The 21,354-nt window shown below is 33.4% G+C and carries 23 protein-coding genes; 22 read left to right on the top strand and 1 reads right to left on the bottom strand.

From position 1 onward, the window contains the following. Positions 1-139 precede the first annotated feature (139 nt). The 19 genes from cbiM (at position 140) to UIB65_RS09335 (ending at position 13,291) form a co-directional block, all read left to right on the top strand. On the top strand, positions 140-805 hold the full coding sequence (cbiM, locus tag UIB65_RS09425) for a cobalt ECF transporter S component CbiM (RefSeq protein ID WP_330041166.1): 666 nt from the start codon (positions 140-142) through the stop codon (positions 803-805). A 10-nt stretch (positions 806-815) separates the two neighbouring features. Further along, complete coding sequence (locus tag UIB65_RS09420; protein WP_330041165.1) at positions 816-1,103, top strand: energy-coupling factor ABC transporter substrate-binding protein; 288 nt, start codon at positions 816-818, stop codon at positions 1,101-1,103. Positions 1,104-1,144: 41 nt separating this feature from the next. Beyond that, entirely contained in the window at positions 1,145-1,840 is a 696-nt protein-coding gene (gene cbiQ / locus UIB65_RS09415; RefSeq protein ID WP_330041164.1) for a cobalt ECF transporter T component CbiQ, read from the top strand. A gap of 1 nt (position 1,841) precedes the next feature. Next, positions 1,842-2,675 (top strand): ATP-binding cassette domain-containing protein, encoded by an 834-nt coding sequence (locus UIB65_RS09410; protein ID WP_330041162.1) that lies wholly within the window; start codon positions 1,842-1,844, stop codon positions 2,673-2,675. 135 nt (positions 2,676-2,810) lie between these two features. Next, on the top strand, positions 2,811-3,269 hold the full coding sequence (gene ribC, locus UIB65_RS09405) for a riboflavin synthase (RefSeq protein ID WP_292608987.1): 459 nt from the start codon (positions 2,811-2,813) through the stop codon (positions 3,267-3,269). Positions 3,270-3,277: 8 nt separating this feature from the next. Further along, complete coding sequence (locus UIB65_RS09400) at positions 3,278-3,982, top strand: glycosyltransferase family 2 protein (protein ID WP_330041160.1); 705 nt, start codon at positions 3,278-3,280, stop codon at positions 3,980-3,982. An 11-nt stretch (positions 3,983-3,993) separates the two neighbouring features. Further along, positions 3,994-4,341: a DUF2304 family protein gene (locus tag UIB65_RS09395; protein WP_330041158.1), complete on the top strand. Its 348-nt coding sequence runs from the start codon at positions 3,994-3,996 to the stop codon at positions 4,339-4,341. A 3-nt stretch (positions 4,342-4,344) separates the two neighbouring features. Further along, the gene (locus UIB65_RS09390; protein WP_330041156.1) at positions 4,345-5,016 is read left to right on the top strand and encodes a (Fe-S)-binding protein; all 672 of its coding nucleotides are present in this window, start codon (positions 4,345-4,347) and stop codon (positions 5,014-5,016) included. Then, positions 5,003-6,205 carry an LUD domain-containing protein gene (locus tag UIB65_RS09385; RefSeq protein ID WP_330041154.1) on the top strand — a complete coding sequence of 401 codons (1,203 nt, stop codon included), beginning with the start codon at positions 5,003-5,005 and terminating at the stop codon, positions 6,203-6,205. Before UIB65_RS09390 ends, UIB65_RS09385 begins: the two co-directional genes overlap by 14 nt. A gap of 42 nt (positions 6,206-6,247) precedes the next feature. Further along, a complete protein-coding gene (locus tag UIB65_RS09380) occupies positions 6,248-7,555 on the top strand; it encodes a hypothetical protein (protein WP_330041152.1) in 1,308 nt (435 codons plus the stop codon). A gap of 121 nt (positions 7,556-7,676) precedes the next feature. Beyond that, positions 7,677-8,390 carry a (5-formylfuran-3-yl)methyl phosphate synthase gene (locus UIB65_RS09375; protein ID WP_330041150.1) on the top strand — a complete coding sequence of 238 codons (714 nt, stop codon included), beginning with the start codon at positions 7,677-7,679 and terminating at the stop codon, positions 8,388-8,390. A 12-nt stretch (positions 8,391-8,402) separates the two neighbouring features. Next, positions 8,403-9,887, top strand: a complete 1,485-nt coding sequence (guaB, locus tag UIB65_RS09370) for an IMP dehydrogenase (protein ID WP_330041148.1) — start codon at positions 8,403-8,405, stop codon at positions 9,885-9,887. Positions 9,888-10,117: 230 nt separating this feature from the next. Then, on the top strand, positions 10,118-10,387 hold the full coding sequence (rpl37A, locus tag UIB65_RS09365) for a 50S ribosomal protein L37Ae (RefSeq protein ID WP_330041146.1): 270 nt from the start codon (positions 10,118-10,120) through the stop codon (positions 10,385-10,387). Between the two features lie 3 nt (positions 10,388-10,390). Beyond that, complete coding sequence (locus tag UIB65_RS09360; RefSeq protein WP_292608962.1) at positions 10,391-10,522, top strand: DNA-directed RNA polymerase subunit P; 132 nt, start codon at positions 10,391-10,393, stop codon at positions 10,520-10,522. Between the two features lie 141 nt (positions 10,523-10,663). Beyond that, positions 10,664-11,050 carry a ribonucleotide-diphosphate reductase subunit beta gene (locus tag UIB65_RS09355; protein ID WP_330041144.1) on the top strand — a complete coding sequence of 129 codons (387 nt, stop codon included), beginning with the start codon at positions 10,664-10,666 and terminating at the stop codon, positions 11,048-11,050. After that, complete coding sequence (locus tag UIB65_RS09350; RefSeq protein ID WP_330041143.1) at positions 11,043-11,306, top strand: KEOPS complex subunit Pcc1; 264 nt, start codon at positions 11,043-11,045, stop codon at positions 11,304-11,306. The genes UIB65_RS09355 and UIB65_RS09350 overlap by 8 nt, the downstream gene beginning before the upstream one ends. A gap of 43 nt (positions 11,307-11,349) precedes the next feature. After that, positions 11,350-11,697, top strand: a complete 348-nt coding sequence (locus UIB65_RS09345; protein ID WP_330041142.1) for a prefoldin subunit beta — start codon at positions 11,350-11,352, stop codon at positions 11,695-11,697. A gap of 35 nt (positions 11,698-11,732) precedes the next feature. After that, complete coding sequence (locus tag UIB65_RS09340) at positions 11,733-12,017, top strand: DUF3194 domain-containing protein (RefSeq protein WP_330041140.1); 285 nt, start codon at positions 11,733-11,735, stop codon at positions 12,015-12,017. Positions 12,018-12,601: 584 nt separating this feature from the next. Beyond that, positions 12,602-13,291 carry a HisA/HisF family protein gene (locus UIB65_RS09335; protein WP_330041138.1) on the top strand — a complete coding sequence of 230 codons (690 nt, stop codon included), beginning with the start codon at positions 12,602-12,604 and terminating at the stop codon, positions 13,289-13,291. On the opposite strand, the gene UIB65_RS09330 is transcribed toward UIB65_RS09335, so the two are convergent. Further along, the gene (locus UIB65_RS09330; RefSeq protein WP_296804748.1) at positions 13,283-13,462 is read right to left on the bottom strand and encodes a hypothetical protein; all 180 of its coding nucleotides are present in this window, start codon (positions 13,460-13,462) and stop codon (positions 13,283-13,285) included. The two genes, UIB65_RS09335 and UIB65_RS09330, sit on opposite strands and share 9 nt — an antisense overlap. A gap of 122 nt (positions 13,463-13,584) precedes the next feature. Between UIB65_RS09330 and UIB65_RS09325 the strand changes: the two genes are divergently transcribed. The 3 genes from UIB65_RS09325 to UIB65_RS09315 all read left to right on the top strand — a co-directional run. Continuing rightward, entirely contained in the window at positions 13,585-14,433 is an 849-nt protein-coding gene (locus tag UIB65_RS09325; RefSeq protein WP_330041136.1) for a cation diffusion facilitator family transporter, read from the top strand. Positions 14,434-14,444: 11 nt separating this feature from the next. After that, the gene (locus UIB65_RS09320; protein WP_330041134.1) at positions 14,445-15,263 is read left to right on the top strand and encodes a PfkB family carbohydrate kinase; all 819 of its coding nucleotides are present in this window, start codon (positions 14,445-14,447) and stop codon (positions 15,261-15,263) included. A 339-nt stretch (positions 15,264-15,602) separates the two neighbouring features. Continuing rightward, positions 15,603-21,354: DUF4011 domain-containing protein (locus tag UIB65_RS09315; RefSeq protein ID WP_330041133.1), on the top strand; the 5,752-nt coding region annotated here is incomplete at its 3' end.

Here is a 21,354-nt window from a genome sequence, read left to right as displayed (position 1 = left end):
GTATTACTAATAATATTTATATATAATAAAGTATATAATACCATTATCAATAAAACTTTAAAAAAGTTTAATTATAATTTAAATTTTTATTGAGATATTTATCAAATTGTATTGATAGGTTTTTTGGAGGAAATTATTTATGCATATTATGGAAGGATATTTACCGTTGGAATGGTGTATTATATGGTTCGTCATATCATTCATCGTTGTTGCATTCGGTTTATATCAAATCAAAAAAATAGTAGATGAAACTCCTGAATCCAAAGCTTTACTTGCTGTAAGTGGTGCATTCATGTTCGTCTTATCATCTTTGAAATTGCCTTCTGTTACTGGAAGCTGTTCACACCCTTGTGGTAACGGATTAGGTGCAGCATTATTTGGTCCTGCTGTAACTGCAGTATTAGCAACTATCGTACTTTTATTCCAAGCATTATTACTTGCTCACGGTGGATTAACTACTTTAGGTGCAAACATATTCTCTATGGGTATTGTCGGACCATTAGTTGCATGGATTGTATATAAAGGTTTAACCAAAGCTAATATTTCATCAACTGTTGCAATATTCTTTGCAGCTTTCTTAGGTGATTTATTAACTTACGTAGCTACTTCATTCCAATTAGCTATTGCTTTCCCTGCGCCAAATTTCGGTTCAGCATTAACTAAATTCTTAGTTATCTTCGCAGTAACTCAAGTGCCATTAGCTATTGGTGAAGGTCTCTTAACCGTAATTATATGGGACAGATTAAAAGCTTACAAACCAAAATTATTAGATAAATTAGGTGCTTTAGCTCCTAATGAAGCATAAGGTGATATAAATGAAAACATCAACATTAATTATATTGGCTGTTGTTTGTATCGTATTGTTCATCGCACCATTAATAATGTTCAATGGTCACGGGGAAGATGACGGATACTTTGGCGGTGCAGACGATGCCGCTGGTGAAGCTATCGAAGAAACTGGTTTCGAACCTTGGTTTTCATCTATATGGGAACCACCTAGTGGTGAAATAGAAAGTTTATTATTTGCTCTTCAAGCAGCTATAGGTGCAATCATTATTGGTTATGCATTTGGTTACTGGAGAGGACAAAGTAAAGAAGAATAATTTGATTCTTCTTTTATTTTTTCTTTTTTTAAAGTGATTTTATGAAATTTGATATGGATTATATTGCGCATCACAATGAGCTAACAGAGTTCAATCCTTATTTTAAATTGTTTTTATCAATTATTTTGTTAATTGTTACATTAGCAATTGATAATCTGTATTTTGATGTATTCATATTTGTTGTAATGTCTATTGTTATTTTAGCTATTGCAAAAATCAACTACCGGTCTTATTTAAAATTTTTGTCAATTCCAATGGCATTTCTTGTTATAACCTGTATATTTTTACTGTTCTTCTTTGGAAAGGGGGATGTAATTTATGAAACAGGGATATTCGGCATAGTGGTTACAACCGATTCATTTCATTATGCGGTTTATACATTTATGCGTGTTATGGGTTGTTTACCTTGTTTAGGTTTTTTAGCACTTACAACACCAATAGCTAAGGTTTTAAACTGTCTTAGGACTTTAAAAGTTCCAAAAATATTAATTGAAATTGCTCTTTTAATGTACAATTCAATATTCATATTTTTGAATGAAATTGACACTATGCAGAAAGCCCAAAACTCTAGATTGGGATATCACTCATACTGGACTTCATTCAAGTCTTTAGGTGCTCTTGCAAGTACTATATTTTTAAGGTCTCTTGATAAGAGTGAAACACTACAGCATTCTTTAGATTCAAGGGGATATGATGGTGAGCTTCCGGTTTACAAACCACGAAAAATGGAGGAATAATATGTTAGAAGTAAAAAATATTAAATATGCTTATAATTCTGAGTATCAGGCTCTTAAAGGGGTTAGCTTAAAAATCGAAAAGGGAGAAATGGTTGCTCTTTTAGGTAAGAATGGTGCAGGTAAATCAACTTTGTTTCTTCATTTGAATGGAATTTATGAACCTGATGAAGGACAGGTATTCATTGATGGAGAGGAACTAAAATACGATAAGAAATCTTTACTAAAATTCAGGCAAAAAGTAGGCATTGTGTTTCAAAACCCGGATGATCAAATTTTTGCTCCGACAGTCGAGGAGGATGTTGCTTTCGGACCTCTTAATTTGGGATTGTCCATGGAAGAGGTTCAGGACAGAGTTGAGGAAGCCCTTGCTCGTGTTGGAATGAGTGGTTTTGAAAAAACAGCTCCTCATCACTTGAGTGGTGGTCAAAAGAAAAGAGTTGCAATTGCTGGAATTCTTGCAATGAAACCTGAAATCATGGTTTTAGATGAGCCTACAGCAGGTTTGGACCCGCAAGGAGTAGTTAATCTGCAGAAATTATTAAGGCAATTGAATGATGAAGGAATTACAATCGTTATTTCAACTCATGAAGTGGATTTGGTTCCAAATTATGCGCAAAGGGTATTTGTTTTGGTTGATGGGTTGTTGATTGCCGAAGGCACTCCTAAGGAAATCTTCGCACAACCTGAAATTCTAGAACAAGCAAACTTAAAATTACCTATTGTAACCGAACTTTTCCAGGAACTTGAATTGGAAGGCTTTGATATGGAAAATGATTATCCATTAACCATTGCTGAAGCTAAGGACAAGTTTTTAGATTTGTTAAATAAAAACTAATTTTTTTTTAAATCAGATTAACTTCATAATTTTGATATCTAAAGTATTACTAAAAGTAATAATTCATAATACTTTTTCATTATTAGCCAAACATATATATTATTAAAAACATATTTTTTCATAAGGTGAATTTAGATGAGAATTGGAATTTGTGATACAACATTCGCTCGTTTTGATATGGCATCAGCCGCTATTGATGAACTTAAAAATAATGCTTATGATTTAAAAATAATTCGTGAAACAGTTCCTGGCGTAAAAGATTTGCCGGTAACTGCTAAAATTCTCATTGAAGAAGAAAACTGTGATATTGTAATGGCACTTGGAATGCCTGGACCTATGGAAAAAGATAAGATGTGTGCTCATGAGGCATCAACTGGTTTGATTAATGCACAGCTTATGACAAACACTCATATTCTGGAAGTTTTTGTCCATGAGGATGAGGAAGAAGACCCAGTTGAGCTTGCAAAGCTTGCAGAAAACAGGGCACGTGAACATGCACAAAATTTGATTAAGATGATGTATCACAGAAAAGCAATGAGAAAAGAAGCTGGAATGGGAATGCGTGAAGGAAAAGAAGATGCAGGACCTTTATAGGGTGGAAAATGGAATATAAAATTACTGAGGAAGATAAAAATGCTACTTATGTAGTGCTTCCCGCATATAATGAGGCAACAAGAATCCAACCGGTTATTGAAGAGATAGCCGAGAAAGGATATAATATGGTAATCGTTAATGACGGTTCTTCAGACAATACTCTGGAGGTTATTAAGGAATCCAAGAAAAAATATCCTGGCCAGATTCATATCTTTTCTTTAATGATCAACCGTGGAGTAGGTGTTGCAACACAGACTGGTTTTGATGCTGTTTTAAGATATAATCCAAAATATGTTGTTAGTATGGATTCTGATGGTCAGCATTCTGCTGATGATTTGGATGATGTTATAACACCTCTGGTTACAGGTGAAGCTAAGGCAGTAATTGGTGTAAGGCCGCTAAATGATATGCCTAGAAGTAGAAATTATGCCAATGCAATAATGAACTTTTTTACCAAAATCTTTTATAGGGTAGATGTAAGTGATTCACAAACAGGATTTAGGGCAATTACGTCCGATGCATTGGATAAAATCAGCATCAATGCAAGGGGGTATTTGATTTCTTCTGAATTCATACGTGAAATCAATGATAATGATATTCCATTTGCGGAGGTTCCAATCAAAACAATTTACACTCCTGAAACTCAAGCTAAAGGGACAAATGTCAAAGTAGCATTTCAGATATTGCTTCAGATGATTAGACATCAATTCTAAAAGGTGAAAATATGTTTTTATATGCTTTAATATTTCCAATAATTTCCATCATTGCCATAATCTGGTTCATTGGAAGATATCTAAATAATAAAAATTCTCTTTCAACAGTTATTTTGTGGTCTATATTTTGGATTTTTGTTAGTTTATTTGCAATTTTCCCAGATTTCAGTAATGCATTCGCTAGAATATTTGGTATTACACGTGGTTTGGACTTTGTAATTATCCTGGTATTTGTAGTGTTGTTCTACACCATTTTGAAATTGTACTTTGTGATTGACAAAATGCAGAACAATTTAAATAAGGTTGTTAAGGAAGTCGCTTTAAAAAACGAAATAACTCTTGATGATGAAGAGGAATAGGTCATGTTGTATTTTAGGGGATGCACTGCAAGGGAAAAGCAAACCAATATCCAAAAGGCAACTGAATTTCTTTTAAATAATGCTGGCATTGATTATTATATGCTGGATGATGAAAAGTGCTGTGGGTCTGTTTTGCTCAGGACTGGTTTTGAAAGCGAAGCAAAAGAACAGATTAAAAGAAATGCCGAAATTTTTAAGGGAGAAAAAATCTTAACTTCTTGTGCTGGTTGCTATAAGACTTTAAAAGAGGATTACGAAGATTTGGATGTAATTCACATTTCTCAGTTATTGGATGAATTAATCAGAGTCGGCAAACTTGATTTTACAAAAAAGGATTTGGATGTTACATATCATGATTCCTGTCATTTGGGACGTCATCTGAACGTTTTTGATGAGCCAAGGTCGGTTGTTGAAGCGGTTGCAAATCTTGTTGAAATGGAGAACATCCGTGAAAACAGCTTATGCTGTGGAGCTGGAGGAGGAGTAAAATCTGCTTATCCTGAAATTGCCGACCAGATGGCAAAATCAAGAATAGCTCAGGCAAAGGATACTGGCTGTGAAATATTAATCACTTCCTGTCCATTCTGCAAGCTTAATTTGGAAAATGATGATTTGGAAGTGCTTGACTTGACTGAATTTTTAGTAAGGTATGGTGATTTTGATGAAAGCCAGTGAACTTGAAACAATGAGAAAGTCCTTCAGCACTGTTAAAAGCAGATCAAATTCCATTAAGGATTCTCCATCAACTAAAAGGCTTGAATCAAGAGGCCGTGAAATAAAAAAGTTTTCCATTGAAAATAATGAAGAGCTGTTGGACCAGCTTTTGGAGTCATTTAAACGAAACGGCATTGACTGTGTGATGGCTGACACTTCAGAAGATGCAATTGACATAATCGATGAGTTGATTGATGAGTATGGAGCAACAACCATTGCCAAGGCCAAATCAAATACTCTGGGTGAAATCAATCTCAAAAAACACTTGGCAGATAAAGACATTGATGTTGTCGAAACTGATTTGGGAGATAGGATTTTGCAGCTTAAAAAAACTGACAACAAGCCAGTTCATCCAACAGGTCCTGCTTCTCATTTGAATATTTCTAAAATTACAGACATTGTCAATGAGTCATTGGATGCCAATGTCAATCCCGAACCTCGCGAGATTATGGAACTTGTCAGAAGTGATGTGTTGAATCGTCTGAAAAATGCAAGAGTAGGTATAAGTGGAGCCAATGCAATAGCTGCAGAAGAAGGGTCCCTTGTAATGGTGCATAATGAGGGAAATATTTCAATAGTTTCTCTGAAAGATTTGCATATAATTGTAGCGGGAATTGATAAAATAGTACCTTGTCTTGAAGATGCAATATCAATTGTAAAACTTGAGACAATTTTTGCAACAGGCAACTTTGTAACATCATATATGAATGTGATTTCAGGACCGTCAAAAACTGCCGACATTGAAAAGAAGCTTTTAAAAAATATGTATGGTGCTGAAAAGGTTGTTGTTATCCTTTTGGACAATGGCAGAAGCAAAGCTACCGAAGAATGTCTTTATTGCATAGGATGTGGAAATTGTGTAGTTCACTGTCCTGTATACAATGCCGTTGGAAATGAATTTGGTTTCAATAATTATTTTGGCGGTCGTGGAGTAGCAATGTCCAAGTTTATTGAAGATGAAGAGACTTGCTATGATTCTGGTCTTTATATGTGTACTTTATGCGGGTTATGTACTTTAAACTGCCCAGTATCTATTCCGACAAATGAAATAATTGAAAATATGAGAAAATTATCTGCTGATGTTGGTTTTTATCCCAAAGCCCACGGTAAAATTAAGGACAATATATCCAAAAATGATTCTCCTTATTAAAAGGTAATTTTTAAATAGTTTGTAAGTTATATATATTATATTATGAAAATTATTAGATTTTTAATTTTAATTTTAATTATTTTTTTAACAGCTGGTATAGTCAGTGCTGGTGATGTTAATGATAGTGAAATTATTTTACAATCAGGTGAAGGATCATTCAAAGAACTTAATAATTTAATTGTCAAATCTCCTGAAAATTCCATTGTTAATCTTTCAAAAGATTATTTTTCTAATGATAATGATTTTCCCAATGGGATTGAAGTTAATAAACCTTTAACAATTAATGGTAATAATCATGTTATTGATGCAAATTCTAACTCCAGAATATTTAGGATTCTAACTCCAGGGGTTATTTTAAATGATATTGTATTTGTTAATGGTAATGCCCGTAATGGTGGTGCAATCCAATCAAATTACTGTGTAACAATTGATGATTGTCGATTTGAAAATAATCATGCTTATAAAGGTGGAGCTATTCATGTCAAAAATGCTAAAATAAATAATTCTGTTTTCATTAATAATTTTGCAAAGGCATACGGTGGAGCAATCTATCAAAAAAATGGGGATGTGAATAATTCTAAATTTATAAACAATAATGTTCCTCAGGGCGATGTTGTAACTTCTGATAATACGATTTTAGGTTATGGTGGAGCAATTTATCAAATTGATAGTAATGTATATTCCTCTACATTTTCTGGAAATAATGCTTTTGGAGGAGGTGCAATTCAGCAGACAGGCAGTAATATTTACAAATCTATTTTTGTAGGTAATTCTGCTTTCGATGGCGGTGCAGTCAAACAATATGAAAAAAGTAATATTTTCAATTCCACTTTTATAGATAACTCAGCATCCGCTTATGGTGGTGCAGTTGAGCAGATGGAAGATAGTAAAGTATATTACTCCAATTTTGTGAATAATTCTGCTAGTTATGGTGGTGCAGTTTATCAATATGATAATAGTATTGTTTACAATTCTAATTTTGTGAATAATTCTGCTTATTATGGTGGTGCAATTTTTCAGTCAGTAGGCTCTGATTTTATTAATTGCACTTTTGAAAATAATCATGCAAACTATAATAAAGATGATGTTTTTACTAATGATTGGGATGATAATAAAGATAATTCAACAAAGAGTGTTGATAATTTTAATTTCACTAATGATGATGATATAACTCCAGATATTGATAATTCTTCATTTAACAATAATGATGATGACATAACTCTTGATATGGATAATTCTTCATTTAACAATAATGAGAATATTGATGTTGATATTAAAAATAATGCTGGCAATCCCTTAGGTCTTTTATTGTTAAGTTTGTTTGTTTTAATAATCAGAATTAAAAAATAACCTTTCTTTTTTTTTTTTATTTTATTTTTTTTAATTTTTTTCTAGTAAAAACAATAGTATTATAAGTAATAAAGAAGTAATAGTATTATAATATAATATTTTATTTTATTGGAGGAAATATATGCTTCTATTAATAAGTCCTATAAATCATGAAGAGGCTCTGGAATCAATTAAAGGTGGAGCAGACATTGTTGATGTAAAAAATCCTAAGGAAGGTTCTCTCGGTGCTAATTTCCCTTGGGTAATTAAGGAAATTAGGGAATTGACTCCTGAAGACAAGCTTGTAAGTGCTACTTTAGGGGATGTACCTTACAAACCAGGTACAGTTTCCCTTGCGGCAATGGGTGCTCATGTTTCTGGTGCAGATTATATTAAAGTCGGGTTATACGGAACAAAAAATCATGACGAAGCGGTTGAAGTCATGGAAAATGTTGTAAAGACAGTAAAAGATGTTAGTGAAGATACCATTGTTGTAGCTGCTGGTTATGCGGATGCTCACCGTGTCGGTGCAGTGGATCCTATGGAAATTCCAAAAGTAGCTAAGGATGCAGGATGCGACTTGGCAATGCTCGACACTGCTGTTAAGGATGGTCATACATTATTTGATTATTTAGATATTGATAAATTAAAAGAATTTGTAGATGAAGCTCATGGCTATGGTTTATTGACTGCACTTGCAGGATCCGTTAAAAAAGACCAATTAAAACCATTGCATGATATAGGTTGCGATGTTGTTGGTATTAGGGGTGCTGCTTGTGTAGGTGGAGATAGAAATACTGGTAAAATACACCATACTGCTGTAGCTGAACTCAAAGAATTATGTGATTCATTTTAATTAGGTGATTATATGTCATACTCAAAAAAAGTTCAAGAAGCAAGAATGTCTTATACTTTTGATGATTTTCTTTTAACTCCAAATGCAAGTTATGTTGAACCTAAGGATATTGATACAAAAATTGAATTGGGTAAAGGAATTAAATTAAATATCCCTGTTTTAAGTGCGGCAATGGATACTGTAACTGAAGCAGAACTTGCAATTGCTATGGCTCAAGAAGGTGGAGTTGGAGTAATCCACAGAAACATCACTCAGGAAAGACAAGTAGAAGAAGTTAAAAAGGTTAAAAATGCTGAAGATTTAACAATTCGTGATGTTGTAACTATTTCACAAGATTCCACTATCGCTGATGTTCAGGAAAAAATGAGGGATGAGTTGATTAGTGGTCTTCCTGTTGTTGAAGGTGATGAAATTATTGGTATTATCTCAAAAAGAGATATCAGACCAGTTTTAAAATCAGAACCAAATAAGACAGTTAAAGATATCATGACCTCTGATGTGGTAACTGTTGATGAGGGAGTTTCAGCCGAGGAAGCGTTAAACATTGCTTATGAAAATAAAGTTGAAAGACTTCCTGTTGTCCGTGATGGGAAACTGGTTGGAATAATCACTATTAAGGATATTTTAAATCAGGCTCAATATCCAAATGCTGCTCGTGATAAAAATGGTGATTTTTTAGTTGCTGCTGCTTGCGGACCATTTGATTTGGATAGGGCAATGGCTTTAGATCAAGCTGGTGCAGACATTATTTCTATTGACTGTGCTCATGCTCATAACATGAACGTGGTTAAGTTCACCGAAACCATTAAAGAAAATATCGATGCAGAACTATGTGTAGGTAACATTGCTACTGGTGAAGCGGCTGAAGATTTAATATCTATGGGTGTGGATGCACTTAAGGTAGGTATCGGTCCGGGTTCAATGTGTACTACTCGTATCGTAGCTGGTGTGGGTGTGCCACAATTAACTGCAATTTCCGATGTTGCTGATGCTGCTCGAGATGCAGGCATTCCGGTTATTGCGGACGGCGGTATCAGATATTCAGGTGATGTGGCAAAAGCTATTGGTGCCGGTGCAGATGCAGTAATGCTCGGTAACTTGCTTGCAGCATCTTTGGAAGCGCCTGGTGATATTGTTATCATGAATGGTAAACAATACAAAAAATACCGTGGAATGGGTTCCATGGGTGCAATGACCAGTGAATTTGATGGTGGAGCAGACAGATATTTCCAAGGTCAAAAAAGTAAAATGAACCATACTAAATATGTTCCTGAAGGAATTGAAGGTGCTGTACCATATAAAGGTACTATTGCTGAAATTTTATTCCAATTAGTGGGTGGTTTGAAATCATCCATGGGTTACTGTGGTGCAGAAAATATTCAAGCTATGAAAGAAAAAGCACAATTTGTTAGAATTACAAGCAGTGGTATTAAGGAATCACATCCACATGACTTGTTGATTACAAATGAAAGTCCTAATTATCCAACACTTGATTAAGTTGGATAATATTTTATTATTTTTTTTGTAGTTCCATTAACTATAAATGACCTTAATTTAATGTTTTCATTGTGGGTTTTTTATTAAAATCCGTAGTTTTAAGAAAACATTTAAATATTAGTTAATATAATATTATTACATTAGATAATTTTATGATTATTTTTAGATAATCAATGTAAATCGTTTTGATTTATATTATTACAAATTTTATTATTATGGAGAGATATTAAATGGCAAGAACTAAAAAAGTGGGTATCACAGGAAGGTTTGGTGCAAGATACGGAAGAAAAGCAAAAAGATCTGTTAAAATCATCGAAGAAAACATGAAAAAAAATCATGTTTGTCCTAAATGTGATAGACCTTATGTAAAAAGACAAGCTGCTGGAATCTGGAAATGCAGAAAATGTGGTGCAGTATTCACCGGTGGAGCTTACATTCCTGAAACTCCAATGGCAAGATCTGCAGCACGTAGTATCAAAGATATTCGTGTGGAGGAATAGACGTTGTATAGATGTCCACGTTGTGGAGCAGAAGTAGATCATAAAAGCTACATGGAAAATAAATGTCCTAAATGCAGATATAGGATTTTATTCAAAAATGTTCCAGAAACAACTAGAGTTATAAAAGCAAGATAATTTATTTGCTTTTAATATATTTTTTACTATTTTTGATTTTACATGTTAATTTCAACTTCTAGAAAACCTTCTCAGAAAACTAGAAAGTTTTGTAAAAATTTAGCCCATGCAACAGGTTCAACATCTGTAAATAGAGGAAAAATGAACATGCGTGAGCTTCTTTTGAAGGCTCTAGAATTAGATGAATTTAACTTAGCTGTTGTTAATGAGATTAAAGGAAATCCAAGTAAAATTACCTTTTACTCAAATAAAGGGGAAATTTTGCTGGTAATTCTTATTGGAGCTTCACTTGAATTGGGTAGACTCAACATCGCTCCGTCCAAATTGAAAATAGTTTCACATGTTGAAAAGCTCGATGTCTTGAGTGAAATCTTGGACATGGAGTTGGTTGACAATGCTGAAGACAATTATATTTTAATATCTAGTGATGATAATTTGATAGCTAAAATTAATTTTGTTAACAAGTTTGGAGATGAAACCAACTTCCAAATTAATGTTAAAAAAATTTTAGAGGTTACTCATGAATGAAAGCCCTCTTGAATCTGTCAAAAGTGATATAGTTATTGAATTTGAGAACAGCAATCAGGCTAAAATAATTTATGATTCAATTATTTTGGAGTTTGATACTGCTCCGGATTATAGATCCTCCATGACAATTGAATTGGATGGGTCTAATATATTGATTAATGTTGATGCAGAAGATTCCACCTCTTTTAGAGCTTCTGTCAATTCAGCGATTAAGTGGATTAAGCTAGCATTGGAAATTAATAATTTGACAAATTAATGTTTATATATTTATAATTAAAAATAAGATATAAGGTGATATTATGGAGATTCCTGAAAATATTCAACATCAATTAAATCAGTTTCAACAATTACAACAACAAGCTCAAGCTGTAACTATGCAAGTTCAAAATGTTGAAGTTCAAATTCAAGAAACTGAAAAAGCATTAGAAGAACTTAAAAAAACTGATGAAAATACTGAAGTATTCAAACAAGCAGGCACTTTACTTATTAAAGTGGAATACAAAGATGCTTTAGCTGAAATGGAAGAAAAATTAGAAACTCTAGAGTTAAGAAAACAAACCATGGCTCGTCAAGAAGAAAGAGTTATGAAAAAACTCGAAGAGATGCAAGCTAGCATTCAAACTGCAATGCAAGGAATGGGCCAATAGGCTTATTTTCTTTATTTCTTTTTTTATAGATTTTCATGTCAAAGTTAAAAGTATTAACTAATGAAGATTTGTCCAAGATTTCCGATGATTTTGGTGAAATCTTAGAACGTGAAGTTTCAAAAACAATTTCCACCAAGGAATTGGAAGATTTAGATTTGGATATTGTTATTAATTATGAAAATGAACAATTAGATGTTGATGTGGATGTTGGAGTTCTATTTGATGAGCTTTCACAAATCAATCAGGACCAAATATCTAAAGCTATTGATGAGGCTTATTTGAAGTTTGATTCATACATTGATGATAACTACAGAGTTTAATTATTTTTTTTGAAATTGTTTGTAATACTTTTTTTATATTTTTTACTAATTTAAGTAATACTTTTTAACAAAAAAGTATTTATAGTATCATGTACAACTATTATTTAGAGTTTGGAGTAATCACAATAGCTTAGCAATATTAGAACAAACACGTAATACTATCTTTCAAATTCCCTCTTTAAATTACTTCAAACTGCTTACTTTATTTTTCTCAATTTCTCTTTATCAAGCAAATTTTATTAAATTTTACCAACTTTAAAATCTTTAGAAAAGCTGATTTTATGATTTAAATTATTTGGTTTAGTTTTGTTTATATATTTTTTTCATTTTTAAAAATTGTTTAAATTTATGTGATATTTTTATTAATTTATATATTCAAGTTTACTTTAATTTTTTTAAACTTTAGTAACATTTAAATACTATGCCAATTAACTTATTAAATAGAGGTTCATAACATATTTGTTATTAATCGAAAATTGATCATTATTTTTATATTCTCGAGGGGGGCTAAAAACAGATTAGCTCTTCTCACCTCCTTACGAATTTTTTTAAAATATTAATACTTGTTTTATCTAATTATAATCATGATTAAAAAAATACCAGTAATAGATTTAAAACAACACCAGGCCGTAAGTGGCAAATCTGGTATGAGAGATACATATCAACCGCTTAGAACTATTTTTGCACCTTCATCCAATCCAGTTGAAATTGCACAAGGATTGAAATTGAACGGTGCAGATGAGATGTATATAGCCGATTTGGATTTGATTGAATCAAATGGACACAATATTAATGACATCAAGCTTGTAAATACAATTTTGCCTGTAATGTTTGATGGTGGAGTGAAAAACTGTGAATCCTTTGAATTTTTCCTTGATTATGCTTATAAGATAATCGTTCCGAGTGAAACTCTTGAAAGCGTTGAGGAGATGGAAAAGATATTTGAAAAATATCCTAAGGAAAGAATTGTCATAAGTATCGATATCAAGAACAACGAGCTGTTTTCAAAAAATTTGGATTTGGATTTGTTGCAATTCAAAGAGATATTGAAAAAATTGGATCCCAACGAAATAATTCTTCTCGACATTAGCGGAGTCGGCACCGAAAAGGGATACAATAAGGAAATTTTGGATAAATTTGAAGATATGAAAGACAAGTTAATAATTGCAGGTGGTTTGAATAAGGAATCTATTGGTGAGTTAGATTCTCAAGGCATAAAAAAAGTATTGATTGGGACAAGTTTACATTCAGGTGAAGTAAACCTTTTAGATTAACATTCTCAATATTATATATGGCAGCAAGCATGCAATAACGAATAATGTTATTCCTAAACCTAATTTAGTTTTGCTTTCTTCTAGTGAACCAGAAATAATCATTATAATTGCTAAAAAACCAAGAATTACTGGTAGAATATGAGAAAATATAGTTGTTCCAATAGTCGCCATTTTAAATCACTACTATATTTATTTATTTTTAAGTTATTTAAAGATAACTTAATTGTACTTTAAAATTTGTATTTTTAAAGTTTAATAACTTTTTTATTGTATTATTGTTAAATATTATAATTATGAGAATCGATAGGCATCATCATCATAAGAAAGCCGGTGATAATTTAGCATTTGTTTTTTTCATGAATCTGACATTCAATATCATTGTCCTTGTTGGAGCATTTGCCACAAACAGTATGGCAATTCTTTCTGACTTTATTCATGACATGTCAGATACAATTTCAATAGCATTGGCCTGGGCATTGGAGCATGTTGCTCAGAGAGATTCAACAGATAAATATTCATATGGTTATCAGAGATTTTCAATTCTTGGTGCGGTAATAATTTCCGTTTTTGTCATTGTCATGGCCTTTGTAATATTGTCAGAAGCAATTCCAAGACTATTCTCACCGGAAGGAGTTGATGCCGAGGGGATGCTGATTGTTGCTATTGTTGGAATAATCTTCAAATTAATTTCAGTTTATCGTTTGCATGGTGGCGAAACATTCAATGAAAGAGCAATTTTGTTCCATCAGCTGGGAGACATATTTGAATGGGTTGCTATTTTGATTTTAAGTGTCATATTGATATTTTGGGATGGAGCACCATATCTTGATCCTTTCGTTTCAATAGGTATTGCTTTTTGGCTTATATTCAATTTGGGAAGAAATCTGTATAAATCACTTGAAGTACTGCTTCAAAAGACTCCTGACAACTTTGATGTCGATGAGTTCAAGTCACAGATTTCAGCAATTGAAGGCGTAAACAATATAGATGACTTTCACATTTGGTCACTTGACGGAATTGACTCTGTCATGACTTTGAAAGTCGATGTAGATTTTGGTAAGGACGTTGAAAAAATCAAAAAGGAGATTTATGATATTTCAGGCAAATATCATGTTGTAGATATTACTATAGAATTTGACTAGTTATCAAATGGATGATTGTTATGACTTTGGTTGTTATTGGACCTGTGACAAAGGATTTGATTGTTATCGGAAGTGAAAAGTCCCATAGGGTAGGTGGCGCTACCTATTTTCAAAGTTTCGTTTTCGAGAAGTTTTACGAAGATTATTTGGCTCTTGTAAACTGTGACGATGAAAGTTTGGTCGAGGATTTTCCTGATTTGAGCAAAGTTAAAGTAATTAAAAAGGACAATACTCATTTTTTTATTAATGATTACCCTTTTGAGGATAATTTGAATATTCGAAATCAATTGAGCAATTTTGCCCATATTCCTGTTTTGCCGTCAGATTTGGAGGGAATTTTACCCGAAAAAATTGATGGCTTTGTCATAAATCCATTGAATCGTTATGACTTTCCGGGCGAAACAATGGAATATCTGAAAAGTTTCAATGTTCCGATATTTCTTTCGATACAGGGTTTTTTGAGAATTCCCTGCAAACCAGTAAATGAAAATTACACCATAAAATTAGATTACTTTGGTGAGTTGGATAGTATTTTATCAGAGGTCTGTGCAATATTTATGGATGAGGCAGAAGCAAAGGTCATAGGGTTTGACTATGATGTGGATGAGATTGTCATAACTAATGGTTCTTTTGGATCTAGGGTTTTAGCTGATGGGGAAATTAAGATTGATTCTGTAAAATGTGATGATGTGGTTGACACTACAGGCTGTGGTGATACTTACATGGCTGCATATGTTTCACATAGATTAAAAAATTGCTCTATTGAAGAATCAGGTAATTTTGCTTCATTGATTGCAAGCGAAAAGCTAAAACATTCAGGCCATTACTGAAGTTAAATTTAGGAAAATATTTTTTAGGCTATTTTCGATGCGACGTATTTGAATATGCTTCTAGACATATTATCTCTTGGTGTATGGCAATTATTTTTGATGATTCTTTTTAAGTGCCAAGGTTAATAACATGTCAAAACGACCCTTTAAAACATAAATGTGAAGTGTATAAAAAATTGATTTAAATTAGTTGATTGAGTATTAACTAGTTTTTCAGTACTTGTTTTTAATTATTACTTCAAAATAATCTATTTCTTAACTTTTAGAAAACTTTATTAATATATATAATTATAATTATATATGGTTCTTAATTTTTTTTAAACACTACAAAGGGTCATCATGTTAAACAAATCATCTAATATAATCGAAAAGGAATTTAAAAATTTACGTAAGGAGCTATTAGATTTAACTTTAAGAAATCAACTTCTTAATTTCAAATCAAGAGCTAAGACTATCACTATTGTAAATCAGTCTCCTATAAATCTTTATCAGACATTGGTTCTGCAGGATAACAAAATGTATTTTGTGGCCAATAAAAAGGATAAAAAGGAAGACAAGTCATCAGTTTGGGATCATATTCCATTTGACTTTTCCAAGTTTTCTGAAGGAGACAAGAAACTAGCTACTGATTTGACTCCAAAGGAGCTCCAAAAAAGATTATATTATATCAATAACCAAGCAAAAACAATGCTTCAGGAGCAGGGTTATAACATTTTGTATCTGGCTATCGGATTTTTGCAGTGGAAGGACAAATCCAAGCCAAGGCAAAAGAATAATGCTCCTCTGGTGTTAATTCCAGTTGCAATGGAGCGGAAAAAGGTTGGTGAATCATTTAACCTTGAATGGACTGGGGAGGATATTCAAACCAACATTTCCCTTAAGGCCAAGCTATTGGAAGCGGGCATTGAACTTCCTGATTTTGAATTTAAAAAATATGGTGAAGTTGTAGACCATTATATTGCCAGTGTTAGAAGGGCAGTTTCAAGAATGGATGGTTGGGAAGTTAACAATAATGTTGCTTTAGGTTTCTTTAGTTTTACAAAATTTGTAATGTACAATGACCTGAACCCTGAAGCATGGGAAGACAATGTTGATTTGACCAAAAATGAGTTGATTCAAGCTATTTTCAATCCTGCTAAAAATGATCAGGAAGCATTTAGGGAAGAGGACATTGACTCACAGCTTGAGTATCAGAACATGTATCAGGTGCTTGATGCGGATTCATCCCAGATTGCAGCTATTCAGGATGTAAAGGCAGGACGTAATCTAGTTGTGGAAGGTCCTCCTGGAACAGGTAAGTCACAGACTATTGTAAATTTAATTGCTGAACTTCTTGCAGAAGGCAAATCAGTCTTATTCGTATCTGAAAAGATGGCTGCGCTTGATGTGGTAAAGGACAGATTGACCGGTGTAGGTTTGGGAAAATTTGTATTGGAATTGCATTCCCATAAAACCAGACGTAAAAAATTCCTGAAGGATTTGCAAAAGGCAACCAATGTGCGCGCTCAGGAGCCTTTGAATATCGATCAGACAATTCGAAAGCTTGAAACCTTGCGCCGTCAATTGGATGATTATTCACAAATCATTCACAAACCTTCATTTGCAGTTAATTTATCTCCGTTCCAGTTGTATGGGATGAAAGAATCTGCAGATGATCATTTTTCAAGAAAAAACGCTATAATGCCTTTGGTAAGATTTCAGAATCCAGAAACAATAACTCTTAAAGAATTGGACGACATGAAAGTATCTTTGGAGAATCTTGCTGAACTGTATCAGACAATATCTAAAGAAAATCCTTGGAGTAAATGTTCTCCAAAAAGTCTTTTGCCGGCTGATTTAAGGGAAATCGAAATGTTGATTAATGATACATTGCATGCATTGGATAACTTCCTGGTTGAGCGTGGAAGGGTTTATGACATTTATGGAATTAAAAAGCCAGACACTTTAAATGAGTTTGAAAATTCACTTTCAGCTTTTGAAATAATCAAGTCCCAAAATGCGGAACTGATTGATGGAAGTATCTTGAAGTCTGGTGCATGGGATAACAACAATGACGATGCATTTAAATTGATACAGGAGCTTGAAAGGTATCAAAAGTATTCCGGAATTTTAAACAAATTCAATCAGAGCATTTTCCAAGTCGACATTGACAGGCTGATATATGAGCTTAGAAACATTTCAACCAAAAAGTTCAGATTCTTCAATAACAGGCAGCATATTGAATTGGTGGAAAGGTACTATGCAGTTCCTGTTAATGGCAGTGTTGATGAAATAATAAGGGATTTGCAGGAAGCTAAAGCTATTATTAAAATAAGAAATAATTTGGAAGCCAATAGGGCATTGGGTGAAAGATATTATGGAGCATATTGGCATTTGAATGCAAATCCAAATGATTTAAGAGCAATAGCTAGGTGGATGACTGAATTTACAGCTCTTGTTCGTGAAGGAACTTTCTCTGAAAACACTATTGATTTGATGAGTAAGGATTTATTTGACATTAATCCCGAAAGGGATCTTGCGGAATATATTGACTCCGGTGAGGAATTTGTCCGTGTATTGTCAAAACTTAAAGATAAATTGAATCCAAGAAGCAAATTAATATTTAAAAGGGAAACAGGTGATGTAAGTTTTGAAGCATGGCAGGAACAGCTATACAAATGGAGAGGTCAGCTGTCAAGCCTTCACCTATGGTCCCAATACCTGAACACTAAAAATTCCTTAAAAAGTTCAAATGCTGCAATGTTTGTAGATTCAATTGAAAAAAGGAATATCAAAAAATATGATATTGAAGCATTGGTCGATGGAAACTTTGCAGATTCACTTTTAAACATATTATTTGTTGAAAATCAGGAACTTGCTACATTTATCGGAGAATTGCATGAAAATAGAATTAAGGAATTCAAGGATTTGGATAAAAAGATTCTCACTTTAAACAGAAAAAGAATTTTCCATAAATTAAACAGCAATATTCCAAAAATATTTGGTGGAACTGAAAATCCTCAGGCGAAAATACTTGCTGGGGAATTTACAAGAAAAAGCGGGCACATGCCTGTAAGAAAACTTTTGGAAAAAACCGGAGGAATGATAAAACAAATCAAACCTTGTTTTATGATGTCTCCGTTATCCATTGCACAGTATTTGGATCCTACCAATGAGGAACTGCAGTTTGATGTAGTTATTTTTGATGAAGCAAGTCAGGTTAAACCTGAAGATGCATTGGGTGCATTTATGAGAGGTAAAACTGCAGTTGTTATGGGAGATACTCAACAATTGCCTCCGACTTCATTTTTCGACCAGATGTCTGATGCTGACAGTGATGAGGAAGAGGCGACTTCCCTTGATATGGAAAGTATTCTGCATTTATGTAAATTGTCATTCCCTGTCAAAATGCTCAAATGGCACTACAGGTCACGCCATGAATCATTGATTACAGTTTCAAACAGGGAATTTTATGATGATGATTTGCTGGTTTATCCTTCACCTTCACATTCAGACCCTGAACTGGGTTTGAAATTCCATTATAATCCAAATACTCAATATTTGAGAGGGGCTTCATCCAAGAATCCTCTTGAGGCAAAAGATGTTGTGGATGAGATATTCAACCACTTTGAAAAGTATGGTGACACAAAGAGTTTGGGTGTTGGAACATTTTCCGTTGCTCAAAAGAATGCGATACTGGAAGAATTGGAAGTAAGGCGTAAGGAAAGGCCTGAATATGAACCACTGTTCTCAGATAATAAGGATGAACGTTTCTTTGTCAAAAACCTTGAAACAATACAAGGGGATGAAAGGGATGTTATTCTAATCAGTGTGGGTTATGGTTATGACCAGGATGGAAAAATGTCACTCAACTTCGGTCCATTGAATCAGGACGGTGGGGAAAGAAGATTAAACGTATTGATTACTCGTGCAAGAGAGAAATGTGTTGTATTCTCAAACTTCAAGGCATATGATATGAATCTGACAGCTAATCCTCCTTATGGTGTAAAATCTCTAAAAGAATTTTTGGAATATGCTGAAAACTTGACTTTAGGAACCAATGGTCCTGAAATGCACACAAAAGAACCATTTGAAGATGCAATAGCTAGCTTCTTGGAAGAAAACGGTTATATGGTGGATAGACAAATAGGTTGTGCAGGATTCAGAGTTGATCTGGCTATTGTTGATGATGAAAATCCTGGAAAATACATTTTGGGAATCACAACTGATGGAAAAATGTATTCATCAAGTAAAGTGGCTCGTGACAGAGATAGACTTCGTGAACAGGTTTTGACAGGTCTTGGCTGGAAGTTATATCATTTATGGTCTACAGATTGGTATAGAAACAGAGATTTGGGACGTAAAAAATTACTGGAATTTGTTGAAAAATCCATCAAAGAATCTCGTGAAGAGGAAAGGCGCAGGTCTGAAGAGGCTAAAAAGTTAGCTGAAAAACGTAGAATCGAAGCTGAAAAAAGAGCAGAAGAATTGCGATTAGCACGTGAAAGGGAAGAGGCTGAGAAGAAAGCTCAAGAAGAAGCAGAAGCCGAAAGTGAAATAAATCCTGAGGATATTGGTCCAAGCGATTTTGTTGAAGTTGAAAAGGCTGATGATGGTGACTTTTTAGAAAAACCAATTGATGTAAGTGAAATAAATCCATCAGAATTCTTTGAAGATGAAAAGTCAGAAAACGAACCTAAAAAACCAATAAAAGAAGAAAAAACATCAAAAGTTAAAGATGCTTCAGAATTTGTTGTGGTTGATGAAGTTAGTGCTAAATCTGATGAAGATAATGTTAGTGACGAGTCTGAGTTTGTTGTAGTTGAAGATGAGTCTGATGAGGATAATTTAAATGATGTTTATGTTGAAAATGATTCTGAATTTGTTGTAGATGCTTCTGAATCATCAAATGTGGAAGATTTAAATGTTGAAACAGAATCTATTGGCTCTGATGCAGTTGAAGATAATTCTGTAAATATTGATGAGTCCGATGATGTTGATGTTGAACCTGATGTTGTTGCTTCTTCTGATGGATCTGAAGATGTTGATGTTGAACCTGATGTTGTTGTTTCTTCTGATGGGTCTGAAGATGTTGATGTTGAACCTGATGTTGTTGTTTCTTCTGATGGGTCTGAAGATGTCAAGGCTAAAACTGATGATGATGCAGAAGTATGGGAATCTAAGGATGAAGATGTTTCTCAAGATGATGATGCGGAAATTTGGGAAGATGATGAAGGAGTTTCACCCGAAGATAATGCTGAAGTATGGGAAGACGAAAAAGATTACTCTGAAGATTCTTCTAAAAATAAATTTTCAAGACACATTGGCGATAAAATCAAATCATTGTTCAAATCTGATGATTCAGAAGAAAAAATGGATAAAAATCCTCTTTTTTCAGGACTTAAATTCACAAAAGATTTAGGCAAAAATTCAGATTTAGAAAATGATTTCGAGGATGATGTTAAAAAATCATCTAAAAAGGCAAAATCCACTACGGAACAATTTGAAGATACTGTGGATTTAGGTTCCGATGATGATTACATTTATGTTGACCACAGTCACGATGAAGAGCATGTTTTAGATGATGAAGAAGATGTGGCTTTTGACATTTTTAATGAAACTCAAAATGATGATGCTGATGAGGTTATTGTAGACCGCAGCAATGACGAAAAGCCAAAAAATGATAATAAATCTAAACCTAAACACAATGAACCTGCTCAAAAGGATATTAAATTCGGTAGGGAAAGTTCCATTAATTCAGATATTGATGATCCTGAGATTATTCCTGATAAGAAAGGTTCTGGATTAAATAAACAGGAACATGATTTAAATGACGAAGTTATCTTAGATTCAAATGAACCTGATGAACCTGGTCTTAATGTTGATGTTGATTTAGGTTCACCAGATGACTATAAAAAAGAATCTCCGGATGATTCTGATAGGGTGGATTTGGGTTCCGATGATGATTATATTTATGTTGACCATAGTGGTGATGAGTCTGCTTTTGAACCTCATGATAGTGAAGAGGTTGTTGATTTAGGGTCTGATGATGATTATGTTTATGTTGACCATTGTGGTGATGAGTCTGCTTTTGAACCTCATGATAGTGAAG

Source organism: Methanobrevibacter sp. (genome assembly GCF_036307625.1).
Lineage (GTDB): Archaea > Methanobacteriota > Methanobacteria > Methanobacteriales > Methanobacteriaceae > Methanocatella.
Note: the sequence above shows the minus strand (reverse complement) of the source record. Positions and strands in the feature narration are given on the sequence as shown.

Excerpts from the sequence above, each read along its gene's own strand:
- cbiM (WP_330041166.1), top strand. The coding sequence starts at position 140 with ATGCATATTATGGAAGGATATTTACCGTTGGAATGGTGTATTATATGG.
- UIB65_RS09420 (WP_330041165.1), top strand. The coding sequence starts at position 816 with ATGAAAACATCAACATTAATTATATTGGCTGTTGTTTGTATCGTATTG.
- cbiQ (WP_330041164.1), top strand. The coding sequence starts at position 1,145 with ATGAAATTTGATATGGATTATATTGCGCATCACAATGAGCTAACAGAG.
- UIB65_RS09410 (WP_330041162.1), top strand. The coding sequence starts at position 1,842 with ATGTTAGAAGTAAAAAATATTAAATATGCTTATAATTCTGAGTATCAG.
- ribC (WP_292608987.1), top strand. The coding sequence starts at position 2,811 with ATGAGAATTGGAATTTGTGATACAACATTCGCTCGTTTTGATATGGCA.
- UIB65_RS09400 (WP_330041160.1), top strand. The coding sequence starts at position 3,278 with ATGGAATATAAAATTACTGAGGAAGATAAAAATGCTACTTATGTAGTG.
- UIB65_RS09395 (WP_330041158.1), top strand. The coding sequence starts at position 3,994 with ATGTTTTTATATGCTTTAATATTTCCAATAATTTCCATCATTGCCATA.
- UIB65_RS09390 (WP_330041156.1), top strand. The coding sequence starts at position 4,345 with ATGTTGTATTTTAGGGGATGCACTGCAAGGGAAAAGCAAACCAATATC.
- UIB65_RS09385 (WP_330041154.1), top strand. The coding sequence starts at position 5,003 with ATGAAAGCCAGTGAACTTGAAACAATGAGAAAGTCCTTCAGCACTGTT.
- UIB65_RS09380 (WP_330041152.1), top strand. The coding sequence starts at position 6,248 with ATGAAAATTATTAGATTTTTAATTTTAATTTTAATTATTTTTTTAACA.
- UIB65_RS09375 (WP_330041150.1), top strand. The coding sequence starts at position 7,677 with ATGCTTCTATTAATAAGTCCTATAAATCATGAAGAGGCTCTGGAATCA.
- guaB (WP_330041148.1), top strand. The coding sequence starts at position 8,403 with ATGTCATACTCAAAAAAAGTTCAAGAAGCAAGAATGTCTTATACTTTT.
- rpl37A (WP_330041146.1), top strand. The coding sequence starts at position 10,118 with ATGGCAAGAACTAAAAAAGTGGGTATCACAGGAAGGTTTGGTGCAAGA.
- UIB65_RS09355 (WP_330041144.1), top strand. The coding sequence starts at position 10,664 with ATGAACATGCGTGAGCTTCTTTTGAAGGCTCTAGAATTAGATGAATTT.
- UIB65_RS09350 (WP_330041143.1), top strand. The coding sequence starts at position 11,043 with ATGAATGAAAGCCCTCTTGAATCTGTCAAAAGTGATATAGTTATTGAA.
- UIB65_RS09345 (WP_330041142.1), top strand. The coding sequence starts at position 11,350 with ATGGAGATTCCTGAAAATATTCAACATCAATTAAATCAGTTTCAACAA.
- UIB65_RS09340 (WP_330041140.1), top strand. The coding sequence starts at position 11,733 with ATGTCAAAGTTAAAAGTATTAACTAATGAAGATTTGTCCAAGATTTCC.
- UIB65_RS09335 (WP_330041138.1), top strand. The coding sequence starts at position 12,602 with ATGATTAAAAAAATACCAGTAATAGATTTAAAACAACACCAGGCCGTA.
- UIB65_RS09330 (WP_296804748.1), bottom strand. The coding sequence starts at position 13,462 with ATGGCGACTATTGGAACAACTATATTTTCTCATATTCTACCAGTAATT.
- UIB65_RS09325 (WP_330041136.1), top strand. The coding sequence starts at position 13,585 with ATGAGAATCGATAGGCATCATCATCATAAGAAAGCCGGTGATAATTTA.
- UIB65_RS09320 (WP_330041134.1), top strand. The coding sequence starts at position 14,445 with ATGATTGTTATGACTTTGGTTGTTATTGGACCTGTGACAAAGGATTTG.